Below are 13,436 nucleotides of genomic sequence, written 5' to 3'. Positions count from 1 at the left end.
CCACCCCGAAGGACAGTCGGGCCGCCACCGCATCAAGCGCCCACACTTATCGGCTGTAAATTTTTAAAGATCGTTCGCGAAGTTGCCGTTAAAACCACTCAACTACCGGCTTCTTTCTGCGTTGCTGCGTCAGCAGCAGAGAAACGAGATTATGAAGACTGCCGGGCGAACTGTCAACAGGTTTTTTTACTTCGCTCAACCTGCCGCCTGACTTCGAATCACCCGCAGACCCAGACGCCACAAGGATTTCCCCCGGGCTTCCCGTCTCCCCGCGCCTTCATCGAAAGCGCGAAAGACCGGAATTCTAGTCACACGCGTGACACCTTGCAAGCGTTTTTTTGACGCCCAGCAAATTCGGAAAAACGCCGACGCCGGAACGTGTCACGCGTGGCGCTGCATCACGCGTTCGACGAGCTGCAGATAGTGATCAAGATCCGGCGTCGCCTTGCCTACGACCTTCGCGAGATCGTCCCAGCGGCGCAGGCGCACCGCGTCTTCAGCATAGGGGCGCGCGGCAAAGTCGCCAGCCTGTTCCGCGCTGAAGATTCCCCCCTGTAGTTCGAGGCTTCGAATCGAGTCAGCCGACAGGCAACCAAAATAGGCTTCATCGACCGCGCAGAGGTAACGCTTCGCATCGACGTGCAAACGAATCGGTTCGAGCACGCTATCGGGCAACACCGGCCGCAGGAACGGCAGCGCATAGTACTGGTGCAGATCGTCGATGCCGCGCTCGGTCGGCGTTTCGCCCTGACGATTGAGCAGGTGCCCCAAGTCATGCAGGAACGCCGCAGCAGTCAGCTCTTCGCTCGCCCCTTCTTCTTCCGCAAGCGCGCCGCTTTGCAGCGCGTGCTCCAGCTGCGTGACCGGCTCGCCGCTATAGGACAACGCTCCGTACGTCTCGAACAGTTCACGAATATCCGCGAGGCTCAGTGCCATCTTCTATTACTCCTCTAATATGTGACCCGGCGAGCGCCAGTCGCGGCCGCCGCCCTTCATTCCTTATGTGCTTCGTCCCCGCAAGACACGCGCATACGTTTTGCGGATTCATCGGCGTCGCGCGACGCTAGCGCGCTCAAGAGCGACCTGTGTCCCGCATACGAAGCGTCCATCATGCTGTGCGCCGGCAGGGCCCGACGCGGCGAGAGCCGCAGCTCGCTCACCGTTCTCTCATAGGTCTCGAGCAGCCTGGCATTGCCCGCCGCAGCGACGAGCACTGCGCGAAACGCGTCGCGCGCGTGCAGAAAGGCCTCTGCGTTCTCGGCCACCACCGCGTCGCGCATCGCATTGAGCTGCTCGCGCAACTCCGCGACCTGGGCCGCATCGATATGCGCCGCCAGCATCCTGCATGCCGCTTCACGCAGCGCGGCGCACACTTCGCCTAGTTCCCGCGCCTCCGCCACACCTACACTGCGCACGAAAACGCCCCGATGCTTCTCGGTGCGCACGAGCCCCGCCTGCTCCAGCGCGCGAAACGCTTCGCGCACCGGTCCGCGCGAAACCGCGAGACGCGCCGCCCAGTCGGCTTCGTTGAGCTTGTCGCCGGGTGCGAGCTGGCCCGCCGCGATACACCGCTCGATCTCGTCGCGCACCAGTGCTGTGAGCGAATGCTGGCGCACCATCGCAAGCGGCGTGGTGTCGGCAAGTGCATGTCGATGCCGAGGCGCGTCGGACGAGACGCCACCCGCGCGGGCATCGTCTCTTTCTTGCACGTCCTCCCCGGACCGCCTCTTTCGCGCCTGCGGCGCATCGACCCGCATGGCATCCATCCGTTCAGTCCGCGCGTCGGCGCGGTACGCGCGCCGCGATCAGCAGCAGCGCACCCAGCGAAACGACGAGCAGGATCAACGAGAGCGCCGATGCCGGCAGGTAGTAACCGCGCTCGACCGCGCCCACCACGACGATAGGAACCGTGGCGAAGCCCGGCGGATACACCGTGAGGGTCGCGCCCAGTTCACCGAGCGAAAGCGCGAAGCCAAGTGCGAGACTCGCGCGGATGGCCGGCACGAGCTGGGGCAGCACCACACGGCGCAGCACCATCGACGGCGGCGCGCCGAGGCTCGCAGCCGCTTCGCGCAGCACGGTCAGCTCGGGACGCAACGCCGCGGAAGCGCATCGATAGCAGAACGGCAACACGAGCGCGAGCTGCACGAACACGACGATCGCGGCCGAGCTCGACAGATCGACCGGCGCCTTGTGATAGGCGATCAGCACTGCGAGGCCGAGCACCACGCTCGGCACGCCATTGGGCACCATCGCGAGCGTATCGACGATGGCGCCGAGACCACGCCGGTCGCGCCCTTCGAGCGCGAGCGCGAGCCACAGGCCGAGCGCCGTGCCGAGCACCGCCACGCCGAAGCCGACTTCGAGGCTCGTTGCGAGCGCATCGAAATCGCTCGAACCGAGGCGCTCGAACCATCGCATGCTGAAACCGTCGGGCAGGATCGTGCCCGACCAGTGAGACGCGACGCTCGACAGCGCGACGACGATCACCGGCAAGACGAAGAGCCAGAAGCACAGCAGCGCCGCGAAGCCAAGCAACGTAGCGCTGACGATGCGCGTGACAAGCCTGCGCTCGACGGGCCGCGCACGATGATGTTTCGGCGGCAGCGCGATACGGTCGGAACCGGCAGCAGGATTAGTTGACATTGCGCGCGCCTCCATGACTGCGGCGATTCACGCGCCGATACAGCGCATACAAGGAAAGCGACATCGCGAGCATGACCACCGCGCCTGCGGCGGCCGTCGGCAGATCGAGATCGACCGTGGCCGAACTGTAGATCGCCACCGGCAGCGTGACGAGGTGCGCGCTGCCGAGCACGAGCAGGATGCCGAACTCGTTGAAGGTAAGCAGGAAGCAGAGGATCGTGCCCGCTGCGATGCCCGGCCACGCGAGCGGCAGGATCACGCGCATGGCGACCATGCGGCTGTTCGCGCCGAGACTGCGCGCGGCTTCGATGAGACGCATGTCGAGCAGCGCGAACGCGGCGAGCGTCGGACGCACGACGAACGGCGCGTAAAACACCACCTCGGCGAGCACGACGCCGCCGATGCCGAACAGGAAGTCGAGCGGCGGCGTCTGCAGGTGGAAGATCCGCTGCAGCGCGATGCTCACGGAACCCTGCGAGCCGTACAGAAAAATCAGCGTGAACGCGACGAGAAACGATGGAAACGCCACGAACAGTTCGAGAAAGCGTGTGACGAGTTGCGCGCCCGGAAACGGCTTGAAGAACAGCAGCGCCGCGAGCGCGACGCCGAGCACTGAAGCGAGACCCGCGCTCAGGAACAGGATCCACAGCGTCGTGCCGATCACGCCGCGCGAATCGGGGTTGCCGAAGAAGGCGCCGTAGGCGTGCAGACTCAAGCCGTGTGCGCCGGAAAGGCTCAGCAGCACAAGGCGCACGAGCGGATAAACGACGAGCGGCCCGAGCACGAACACGAGCAGAAACGCGATATGCCATTGCGCGCGCCGCTCGCGACGGCGTACGGCAGCCACGTGCGCTGCGGCGCCGGGCAACGTCGAAGCGGAATCAGGGGTTGATAAGGACGACATCGTCAGCCTCGTAACGCAGGGACACACGCATGCCTTTCGCCGGCATCATGCCGTGGCCGCGCTGCATGGTGACGAGCACCGGTTCGTTCGGCACCGTGTCGAGCAGCACCGGCACCGAAAGCACCGAGCCATACCACTCGACCGATTCGATCGTGCCGTGCAGCGCGCCCTCGCCAAGCGGCACGATGCGCAGGCTTTCGGGACGCAGGCACGCGAGCTTGTCGCGCACGTCGTGGCGCGCATCGCCCACCGGGAACGCGACGGTCGGCGGCAGCAGGTTCGCCGCGCCCAGATAGCGGGCCACGTAGGCGTCGTTGGGCGTGTCGTAGAGCTCCTGCGGCGTGCCGAGCTGCGCGATACGGCCGTCGCGCATCAAAAGCGTGCGGTCGGAGAGCACGAGCGCGTCGTCCTGGTCGTGCGTCACGCAGACGATCGTCAGATCGGGCAGGCGCTCGTGCAGCGCCTTCAATTCGGAGCGCACCGAAGCGCGCAGATTGGCGTCGAGCGCCGAGAGCGGTTCGTCGAGCAGCAGCACGTCCGGCTCGATCACGAGCGCGCGTGCGAGCGCCACGCGCTGCTGCATGCCGCCCGAGAGCTGCGCGGGCATGACGTGGCCCGCGTCGCCGAGTTGCACGAGCTTGAGCGCGTCCGCCACGCGGCGCGCGATGTCGCGCGACGGCACGCGGCGAGCCTTGAGCCCGAACGCGACGTTCTCGAACACCGAGAGATGCGGAAAGAGCGCGTAGCTCTGGAACAGCAGACCCAGGTTGCGCTGATGCGGCGGCACATGGGTCAGATCGCGGCCCGCCACGGTCAGCGAGCCCGCGAGTCCATCGGCCTCGATGAACCCGGCGATGAAACGCAGCAAGGTCGTCTTGCCGCAACCGCTGCGGCCCAGCACGGTCAACAGTTCGCCGCGGCGGATCGTGAGCGACAAATCGTCGAGCACAGTGCGCGCGCCGAAGCGCACGCTGAGGTTGTCGATCTGCACGCCAGCCGCGCGGCGCGCGTCCGTCGTATCAGTCAGTCCGGACGCGTCCGGCAGCGCGCCGGCCATGCCGGCCGGCGCGAGGCTTGCGGTATTCACCGGGTTCATCTCCTGCTTGGGCATTGCTCAATCGCTCGCCGCGACCGCTCGCGTGGCCGCGGCTGCAAACGCTTACTGCGGCTTCACGACTTCCGTCTGCTTGCCCGACGAGCCAATCACTTCGTTCTTCCAGCGCGCCGTCCAGTCGGCCTTCTTCGCCATCACCTGGTTCCAGTCCACCGGGATCAGCTTCACGCCCTGGATGGCCTGCTTCACCGCTTCGCCGTTCTTGCCCGTGAGCGGCACGTCTGTGCGGGCCGGGATGCCGAAGATGTCCGGCACCTTCGACTGCACTTGCGTCGACATCAGGTAGTCGATCAGCTTCTTGCCCTCGGCCTGGTTCGGGCCGCTCTTGATCAGGCCGATCGCGTACGGCAGCTGGAACGTGGTGGGATGGCCGCCGGCATCCGCCGCGAGGAAGATCGGCTTGAGCGAGAGGCCGCCATTGGCCGCGTCGTCGAGGTCCATCTGCAGGTCGCCGTTGGCCACCGCGATCTCGTTGCGCGAGAGCAGCACGTCCAGGTAGCCCGTGCCCTTGGTGTGGAACTTGGCGCTCTGTTCGAGCTTCTTGAGGTAGTCGAACGCCTTGTCTTCGCCCATCAGCGAGGTCGTGAGGATGATCACGGCCATGCCGTCGCCGGCCGTCGCCGGGTTCGAGTAGGCAACCTTGCCCGAGTAGTCCGGGTGCAGCAGGTCAGCGAACGTCTTCGGCTGGTTCTTCACGACTTCGGGGTTGATCGCGAACGAGAAGTAGTTGTTCACGAACGTCGCCCACGAACCGTCCGGCGCCTTCGCGATCGCCGGCACGTTCTTGTAGTTCACGCTCTGATACGGCTGCAGCAAGCCGCTTTGCTGCGCCTGCTGGATGAACGGCGGCAGCGTGACGATCACGTCGGCCTTCGGCGAATCCTTCTCGACGTTGGCGCGGTTCACCACTTCGCCGCTACCCGCCGTCACGATATTGACCTTCACGCCTTCCTGCTTCTCGAAGGCCGGCAGCACGTCGCGGTAGAGATTTTCGAGGCCGTCGGCCGTGTACAGCACGACGGCGTCGGCGGCGTGCGCGCTCATCGCGGCGCCCAGCAGCGCGGCGGCAGCCGCCATCGGCAACAGTTTGCGTGCAAAACCCGCGCGATGGATATTCGTGTGGTTCATGTCACTCTCCGAAGGCAAAAACCAGATGCTCGGGGATACCCGATGCGTTTGTGATTGAATAGATCGAATAATTCGAACTTCGGCGGACTGCGCCGCCTGCCATGCCCGCCCAAGATGGCGCCATGGATTGCAGATTGTCTGCAATCCGACACTTCTCATCTGAACCGGCCGGCACAGCGGGGCGCGGGGTTACCGCCTGCCTCGCTTGTCGGCCCGTCTGGACGGGCCCCGCAAGAATCACAGGTTTTGATGACAGCCGCATGACGATTGTGGCGTTTGTCAAAAAATTCCACAATTCGCCAATATTCGACACGCCATACAACGAAGCATATCCCTGCTTGCGCGGCCGGGGCCGGCATGCAGACGATCTACGGGAAAACGAGAAACGCGACGGCAGCCGCCACGCGACAGAAACGATCAGGCGATGACGAGTTCGGGCCCACGTGCGGTAATGGCGCGCGCGACGCTCTTTTCGGGCGCGAGTTCGGTGATGACGTAGCGCGCCTGCTCGAAACCGTTGATGCGCACGGGCGTGACGCGCCCGAACTTCGAATGGTCGGCCACGACGATCGGGCAGGCGGCGGCCGCGAGCATGCGGCTGCGCACTTCGGCGACCATGCGCGAGTAGTCGGTCAGCCAGCCGTCGGCGGTGATGCCGCCCGCGCCGACGAATGCGAAGTCGGCGTGATACTGGGCCAGCTGCTGCACGGTATCGAGGCCGAAGGTCGCCTCCTCGTGGTCGGACAACTCGCCACCCAGCAGCGTCACGCGGTTCTCGTTGCGGCGCCCGAGCAGCAGCGCAATGCGCCAGTCGTTGGTATAGACCGTGAGCCGATGGCGGTCGGTCAGCGCACGCGCGAGCGCATGCGTGGTGCTGCCCGAATCGATGATGACGGAGGCGCCGTCGGGCACGAACTCCGCGGCGCGCTCGCCGATCGCGCGCTTGGCGCTCGCGTTGGCGGCCTCGCGCACGTCGAGATCGGGCTCGCGGCGGTCGCTGGAGAGCGCGCCGCCGTGGGTCGTGACGAGCAGGCCGCGCTCCGCCAGCGTATTGAGGTCGCGCCGGATCGTCTCGCGCGAAACGCGCAGCTCGCGCACGAGGTCCGCAACGGAAAGCGCGCCAGTCCGGTTCACTTGCGAGAGGATGTATTGGTGACGTTGTTCTGCGAGCATCTCGGGAGCGCGGGTCGTGCGTGGAATCGCGTGAATACGGAAGAGCCGCCGTATTGTATTACGCATGGCCGCCCACCACGCGGCGCACGCGCCGAACGTTGCAGCCCTGCCATCGCGCGCGCATCCCTGCTAATCTCGTGGGGGTCGCGCGTACGCTCGCGCGGCGCCCGTCTTGCCGACCACCGGAATTCATGCGTTCACGACTTCGTCAACTGCGCCTGCTGTTTTGTGCGCTGCGTTATGGCTTCAGGCTGATCTGGCTCGCCGCGCCCGAGCACCACAAGCTGCACTGGTTCGTCACGCTCGCTTCGAGCCTGCACGGCGACCGGCGTCTCGCCGCGCGCCTGCACGGTTCGCTGCCGCGTCTCGCACCGCTCGCCGCGGCCTTCGCGCAAACACTTGCCTCGCGCCCCGAACTGGCCGGCGCGACGTTGCACGACGCCATCGACGCCATCGAGCATTTCGAAGATCCGCTGTCGCGCGACGCGCTCGCCGCCACGCTGCGCGCCGCGCTCGGCAAGCCGCCCGAAACGCTACTCACGTGGATCGACCCCACGCCGGCCCACAACGGCTGGTGCGAACAGACGCACGTCGCGCGGCTCGCGCTGCCGGTAAACGGCCATCAGACGATCACGCTGCGCGTGCTGCGCACGCAGCAGGTCCAGGAAGTCGACGACGACGCCGCGCTACTGTGTGGCGTGGCGCGCTGGATGGAGCGCTTTTCGCGCGCCGCGCGCAGGCTGCAATTGCACGCGCTCGCGCAGGCGCTGCGCGAAGACCTGCAGCGCCGCTTCGACCTGCGCGCGCAGGCCGCCAACCTGAGCCAGAGCAACCACCAACTCGGCGACGACCCGCGCATCGTCGTGCCCGACGTGATCTGGGACCTCTGCACCGCGCAGACGCTCGCGGTGCAGCACATCGACACCGTGCGCGCGACCAACCTCGACGGGCTTGCCGAGCACCACATCAATGTCACGCAAGTGGCGGCGAACCTGATCGAAGTCGTCACGCGCCAGGCGTTCGAGCATGGCTTCTTTCACGCGGCCTTCGACGCGCGGCGCGTTGCCGTGAGCGTCGAGCCTGCAACGCGTGGGCGCCTCGTGCTCGCCGGCGCTTCGCTGATGACGAGCCTTTCCTCACCCGAGCGCGAATTCTTCGTGCACGGCGCGATGGCCTTGTTCGAGCAGGACTACGGTCGGCTCGCGACGCTGCATCACGTGGCGGGCCACGTGAGCGCACACGCGCGCACCGAGCAGATCGAGGCCGAGCTGCGCACGCGCAGCGAAGCGCATTTTGCGAGCGATCGCGACGAGCGCAGCGCGGGGGCGCTGTTCCATCATTTGCTGCATGCCGTGCAGCCGTTCGGCGGCGAGGTGTCGCCGCGCCTCGCGGCGGCGCAGCGCGCGTTTGGCCAGGCCGAGGCGCTGGCACGCTCGATTCATCCGGGCGTCGATGCGTGGGGCATTGCGCGGCACACGCTCGCCGACATCGCGCGGCACGATCTCGGCCACCATGGCTGGATCCGACGGCTTTCTCAAGAGCTGCCGCACCTCGCGCAGATCGCGCCGCGCGTGCCGCAGATGCTGTTCCACTACTTCGAGCATCACGCGAAGCTCGTGCACGGCCATCCATCCGGGCAAGCCACCCAGCCCACGCTGCTCGATGCGTGGCACCGCGAGCATCGGCGCACGCGCGCGCTGCTTGTCGCCTGCGCACTGTGCGGCGGCGTGATTGGCTTGACGGCGATGTTGTTTGCCAGCTAAGCCGCTCTGTGCAGAACTGCCGCCCCGCGGCATGTGTGTTCGTGGGTGCGGCACGGGGCTGACAGTTAGTTGCGCTCGCATCGTCGCGCGACGATCCTTTTCCCTGCGCCCGCTCTGCCAGTGCAGTCCTGAACAAGACCGTCGACCCCACCCCGCGCGATACTCCGAGCCTTTCGCGATTTCCGGACGCAGCACCCGCCCGCGCCCTCTTCGACTCCGATGCTCGCCACGTTCGCCCCTGCCCTTTTTGTCGCCCTGTGGTCGACGGGTTTCGTCGTTGCCCGCGCCATTGCGCCCTACGCCGCCCCCAACCTGTTCCTGCTCGCGCGCTTCGCCGGCACGGCGGCGCTGTTCGCGTGCGTCGCGCTCGCTGTGCGCGCGCCATGGCCTCGCGGACGCGAAATCGGCAAACATCTGTTCGCAGGCGCGCTCCTGCAGGGCGTCTATCTGGGCGCCGGCTACTGGGCCGTTGCGCAAGGCCTGAGCGCGGGCGTGATGGCGCTGCTCGGCGCGCTCCAACCGCTCCTGACAGCCGCAGTCGCAGCGCGCCTCTTCGGTGAGCGCCTGCCGCCGCGGCGCTGGACGGGCATGTCGCTCGGCCTCGCGGGCGTCGTGCTCGTGTTGAGCCCCAAGCTGCGCGCCGCCACGCAAGCCGCAAGCAGCGCGATCGGCGACACCGCCGCGCCCGGCCACGCGAACTCCCTGCTCGTGGTGATCGTCGCGGTGGCGGCGGTCGGCTCGATTACGGCGGGCACGCTCTATCAGAAGACCTCGCTCGCGCAGGCCGATATTCGCAGCGCGAGCGCCGTGCAGAACGCTGGCGCGGCCATCGTCGCCGCTGTACTCGCGCTCGGTCTCGGCGAGACGCGCTGGATCGCGTCGCCGACCTTGTGGTTCTCGCTGGCTTGGGGAATCGCGATGCTCTCGGGCGCGGGCGTCACGCTGCTCGTCTGGATGGTGCGCCACGGCGACGCCGCACGCGCCACGGCGCTGCTCTTTCTCGCGCCGCCGCTCGCGGCATTCGAAAGCTGGCTGCTGTTCGGCGAGACCCTCACGCCAACGCAGATGGCGGGCTTCGGCGTCGCGCTGGCGGGCGTGCTGATCGCGCGGCGCGCATAGGCGCGAGCCGATGAACGCCGCGCATGACCGCCGCGTTCATCGTCAGCGCATTCGCTCAGTCTGCGGTGTCGGCGCCGGCCGGCACCTTCGCGCGCACCCTGCTGCCCGGTGCGGGCGACCAGGCGGGCCGCGTCTTGCGCTCCGAGTCGATCACGACGATGAAGCGCCCCGCCCAAGGCGTGATCTCGCGGTCCGAATGGAGCACCCACAGCGACTTGCCCGAATCGACGAGCGCCTGGTACTCGGCGTCGATGATGCCGTAGTGATCGATGAACGCATTGAGCGTGGCGGGAATGCGCACGCAACCTTTCGAATGGCGAATGCCGAGCAACGGCTCGAGGCGATCGGGATCGGTAGCGTGCATCTGGAAGCGCATCTGCGAGTAGCCGCCCTTGCCCCAGCCGCGCTCGCCATCCACCCATCCGAGATCGTAGATCCGCATGTCGCGCCGGCCGTAGCCGCGTATGCCGTTCTGGTTCATGGTGCCTTCCGCCCGGAAGTCCATGTTTTGCGGCGTGTGAGCGAACACGCCGAGCGGCGTGAGAAAGTGGTCGAACTCGCCGGGGCGGCCCGTCGCGACCGGCGACGCGCCGATCATCTGCCACGGCTCCCCGGGCAACGCGCGGAAATAGATGAAGAGCGCCTGCACGTTCGCGCTGCGATCGACGAGGATCACGAATTCGCCAGCCAGCGCGCCGAGGTTCTCTTCCTCGAGCGCGGCCTGGAGGCGCTCGCCGTACGCGCGCTGGTCGGCGAGCGGCACGCGCAGGCGCCGATTGACGTCGCGCGCGAAAGACTTGCGCATTTCGAGCGCGCGCTGCGTTTGCACCGCGGCCTCCTCGGGCGTGAGCGAGGGATGAGCAGGAAGTGTCAGGACGGGAGGCGCCGATGCAGCGAGCGCGGCGGAGGCCGACGAAGCGGCCGCAGCGCCTGAAGCCGCTGAAGCAGGCGCCGGCGCGGACGCCGCATGCGTTGCCAACGCGCCTGAAACTGCGGCGCCCGCGGAAGCGCTCGAAGCGGCCACGGGCGCTGCGTCAGGCTTCGTCGCAGTATGCGCAGGCGCACTCTGCACGCTACCCGACGCGACGTGCGCGCTGGATGCCGCCACGCCATCAGCAGCATAAGCTGCACTCGCAGCCCACCAGGCACAGAGCACGGCCACCACCGCGCGGCACGCCAGCGCCCCTCGGCGCGGCACTTTATGATGCGGAGAATTCGGGGCGTCCCCCCGGACGCCGCCCGGCACGCAAGCGCCCTTGCGCCGCGGAAAATTGTCGTTCATCGTGAGTCCGGCTGATTGTGCATCTTGTTTGAAGTCGGATACGTCGGGCGCCATCACGTGCGGCGTTGCCGGCGGCGCAACGACCACTCCTCATTAGACCAGACAACGCACGGTGTTCGCCGTTGTGGCGCGCGCCGCGCAAAGGAATCGTCCATGCCTGCCCGATCCGCCGCCGACCGCCTCGCGCTCCAGCAATGCATCATCGCCGAGCTGAACGTCGCCACCCGCTTCGACGCGCAATCCGAGATCGAGCGCCGGGTGTGCTTCCTCGACGAGCGCCTGCGAGCAAGCGGCATGGAGGCGCTCGTGCTCGGCATCAGCGGTGGCATCGACTCCGCTACGGCCGGCCGCCTCGGGCAACTGAGCGTAGAGCGCCTGCGCGCACAGGGCCATGCCGCAGCCCGCTTTATCGCGATGCGTCTGCCCTACGGCACGCAGCGCGACGAAGCGGACGCCGCCGCCGCGCTTGCCTTCATCGCGCCAGACGAGACCCTGACCGTCGACATGCGCGCCAGCGCCGACGCGATGCTCGCCTCGCTCGTGTCGGGCGGCCTCGCGTTCGCCGACGCGAGCGCGCAAGACAGGGTTCACGGCAACATCAAGGCCCGCGCGCGGATGATTGCGCAATACGCCGTGGCCGGCGCGCGTTCGGGGCTCGTGATCGGCACGGATCACGCGGCGGAATCGCTGATGGGCTTTTTCACGAAGTTCGGCGACGGCGGCGCCGACGTGCTGCCGCTCGCCGGCCTGAACAAGCGGCGCGTGCGCGCGCTCGCACGAGCGCTCGGCGCGCCCGAAGCGCTCGTCGAGAAAACGCCGACTGCTGACCTGGAGACGCTGCGCCCCTTGCATCCGGATGAAGACGCGTACGGAATCGGCTATGACGAGATCGACGACTTTCTGGAAGGCAAGCCCGTGAGCGATCACGCGTACGAGACGATTTTTCGCTTCTACGACGCAACGCGCCACAAGCGGGCACTGCCCTATACGCCTGACGATGCCGTTTGAGCCGAAGCGCAAGTGCCGCCGCGCGAAAAATTCAGTTGCGTGGCGGCTGCGCTTCGCCGTCGAACGGCGTGGCGCTCACCCTTAGCGCGACGCCAGCGAGGCGCCGGGACTGCAGTTCGCGCGCCACGGTATCGGCCACGTAAGGCACTTCGGAATCGAGTTCGAGATCCGCATGCGCATTCGGCGTGCCCACGTCATAAACGGTGACGCCCTTGGCGTAATGACCGAGCTCGCGCTCGAAAAAGTCGCGTACGTCCTGCTCGCTGCAGGTTTCGGGGACGTTCCAGACAGTCAGGTGCATGGGGGCCTACCCGGCGAGTGATGGGGATTCGAGGCGCAGTGCTCAGCGGAACCGGCGAGGTTGCCTCGCACGCACGCGCACGGGCTGCAAACTCGCGCGGACTCGCGAACGGGTCCAAGCCATCTGGCCCAGGAGGGCCGCAATGCCAATCAGCAAAAGGCTGGACGTAAGCATTCTGATTACCTCTTTTTATTGATCAGCATCAGCATAGTCGCATTTGGCGAGCCGCGCGCTGCGGCATATTGCCTGCCAGGAGCGCACCTGAGCGGGTTCGCAACCAGCGTGCCCAGAGAGCGAAGGGTGCAAACGAAAAGGTTTCACGAGCCGTCGTCGCGACTCGCCGCTGTCGTCTCGTCTGCCGCCCCGACGCACGCCATGCGAGTGAGGTGCTCGTACTGGTGCGGCCAGTTGCCGGTGATCGCGGCCTGCGCTTCGGCGAGCGTCATCCGCCCCGCGCACACGCAGCGTTTCAGACGCACCGTGAGCAGCGACTTGCGGCGCTCGCCGGCGTGACCGTCCCACGGCAGCAGGTCGAAGTTGGCCGTGGCGTCCGGCGACCCGCCAAGGACGATTGGCACGCGCCGGTCGAGCGCGTAGCGCGCGCCGTCGTCGGCGTCGATGCCGCGCGCCGCGAGCAGGCGGTCCTTCAGTTCCATGGTCTGGTCGAACGGCGGCGCCACGGTATCGGCATAGTCCGGGCGGCAGATCGTTTCGCCAACCGATTGCTGCGTAACGCGTGCATCGAGCAGCCCCGGATCTTGCGCGAATGCGGCCTGCGCCGCACCTCCTGCCGCGAGCGCCAACAGAACCAGCGGCGCAAGCGGCGCCAGCGAGGCGAAGCGCAACCCGCGCGCCCGCCACGGCGTCGCGCCTTTGCAATAAGCGAAACCTTCTGCCATGCGACGCGCGATGCGGCGTCTTGCTGCCTTTCCTGCGTTCATGGTTGAGCGCATCGTGCGGCACGACGCGGGATGGATGGTTGGTGCCGGGCTATTAGA

14 protein-coding genes are annotated in these 13,436 nt (G+C 67.0%); 4 read left to right on the top strand and 10 right to left on the bottom strand.

Annotated elements, in window-relative coordinates; genetic code table 11:
* Positions 1-342, top strand: a 342-nt coding sequence (locus tag VMJ11_RS17650; RefSeq protein WP_325620679.1) for a hypothetical protein, incomplete at its 5' end; no start/stop codon positions are given.
* A 39-nt stretch (positions 343-381) separates the two neighbouring features.
* Here the strand turns inward: VMJ11_RS17650 and VMJ11_RS17645 are convergent.
* From VMJ11_RS17645 to VMJ11_RS17615, 7 genes are all read right to left on the bottom strand, one after another.
* The gene (locus tag VMJ11_RS17645; protein ID WP_325620678.1) at positions 382-936 is read right to left on the bottom strand and encodes a phosphonate degradation HD-domain oxygenase; all 555 of its coding nucleotides are present in this window, start codon (positions 934-936) and stop codon (positions 382-384) included.
* 56 nt (positions 937-992) lie between these two features.
* Positions 993-1,619: a GntR family transcriptional regulator gene (locus VMJ11_RS17640; protein WP_325620681.1), complete on the bottom strand. Its 627-nt coding sequence runs from the start codon at positions 1,617-1,619 to the stop codon at positions 993-995.
* Between the two features lie 151 nt (positions 1,620-1,770).
* A complete protein-coding gene (gene phnV, locus VMJ11_RS17635; RefSeq protein ID WP_325620677.1) occupies positions 1,771-2,646 on the bottom strand; it encodes a 2-aminoethylphosphonate ABC transport system, membrane component PhnV in 876 nt (291 codons plus the stop codon).
* A complete protein-coding gene (locus VMJ11_RS17630; RefSeq protein WP_325620676.1) occupies positions 2,636-3,550 on the bottom strand; it encodes a 2-aminoethylphosphonate ABC transporter permease subunit in 915 nt (304 codons plus the stop codon). The genes phnV and VMJ11_RS17630 overlap by 11 nt, the downstream gene beginning before the upstream one ends.
* The gene (gene phnT, locus VMJ11_RS17625) at positions 3,528-4,637 is read right to left on the bottom strand and encodes a 2-aminoethylphosphonate ABC transport system ATP-binding subunit PhnT (protein ID WP_325620675.1); all 1,110 of its coding nucleotides are present in this window, start codon (positions 4,635-4,637) and stop codon (positions 3,528-3,530) included. The genes VMJ11_RS17630 and phnT overlap by 23 nt, the downstream gene beginning before the upstream one ends.
* A 72-nt stretch (positions 4,638-4,709) precedes the next feature.
* Positions 4,710-5,792, bottom strand: a complete 1,083-nt coding sequence (gene phnS, locus VMJ11_RS17620; RefSeq protein WP_325620674.1) for a 2-aminoethylphosphonate ABC transporter substrate-binding protein — start codon at positions 5,790-5,792, stop codon at positions 4,710-4,712.
* 417 nt (positions 5,793-6,209) lie between these two features.
* Positions 6,210-6,965 carry a DeoR/GlpR family DNA-binding transcription regulator gene (locus VMJ11_RS17615; RefSeq protein ID WP_325620680.1) on the bottom strand — a complete coding sequence of 252 codons (756 nt, stop codon included), beginning with the start codon at positions 6,963-6,965 and terminating at the stop codon, positions 6,210-6,212.
* A 191-nt stretch (positions 6,966-7,156) separates the two neighbouring features.
* Between VMJ11_RS17615 and VMJ11_RS17610 the strand changes: the two genes are divergently transcribed.
* Both VMJ11_RS17610 and VMJ11_RS17605 read left to right on the top strand, forming a co-directional pair.
* Positions 7,157-8,728: an ABC1 kinase family protein gene (locus VMJ11_RS17610; protein WP_325620673.1), complete on the top strand. Its 1,572-nt coding sequence runs from the start codon at positions 7,157-7,159 to the stop codon at positions 8,726-8,728.
* 219 nt (positions 8,729-8,947) lie between these two features.
* Entirely contained in the window at positions 8,948-9,847 is a 900-nt protein-coding gene (locus VMJ11_RS17605; RefSeq protein WP_325620672.1) for a DMT family transporter, read from the top strand.
* Between the two features lie 55 nt (positions 9,848-9,902).
* Here the strand turns inward: VMJ11_RS17605 and VMJ11_RS17600 are convergent, their stop codons facing one another.
* Positions 9,903-11,129 carry a L,D-transpeptidase gene (locus tag VMJ11_RS17600; RefSeq protein WP_414694422.1) on the bottom strand — a complete coding sequence of 409 codons (1,227 nt, stop codon included), beginning with the start codon at positions 11,127-11,129 and terminating at the stop codon, positions 9,903-9,905.
* A gap of 153 nt (positions 11,130-11,282) precedes the next feature.
* Between VMJ11_RS17600 and nadE the strand changes: the two genes are divergently transcribed.
* A complete protein-coding gene (gene nadE, locus VMJ11_RS17595) occupies positions 11,283-12,137 on the top strand; it encodes an ammonia-dependent NAD(+) synthetase (RefSeq protein ID WP_325620671.1) in 855 nt (284 codons plus the stop codon).
* Between the two features lie 31 nt (positions 12,138-12,168).
* On the opposite strand, the gene VMJ11_RS17590 is transcribed toward nadE, so the two are convergent.
* The gene (locus tag VMJ11_RS17590) at positions 12,169-12,438 is read right to left on the bottom strand and encodes an RNA-binding protein (protein WP_325620670.1); all 270 of its coding nucleotides are present in this window, start codon (positions 12,436-12,438) and stop codon (positions 12,169-12,171) included.
* Positions 12,439-12,755: 317 nt separating this feature from the next.
* Positions 12,756-13,379 carry a hypothetical protein gene (locus tag VMJ11_RS17585; RefSeq protein WP_414694421.1) on the bottom strand — a complete coding sequence of 208 codons (624 nt, stop codon included), beginning with the start codon at positions 13,377-13,379 and terminating at the stop codon, positions 12,756-12,758.
* Positions 13,380-13,436 lie beyond the last annotated feature (57 nt).

Origin of the sequence: Paraburkholderia sp. (assembly GCF_035501035.1) — a bacterium.
In the GTDB taxonomy this organism is placed as follows: Bacteria; Pseudomonadota; Gammaproteobacteria; order Burkholderiales; family Burkholderiaceae; genus Paraburkholderia.
Note: the sequence above shows the minus strand (reverse complement) of the source record. Positions and strands in the feature narration are given on the sequence as shown.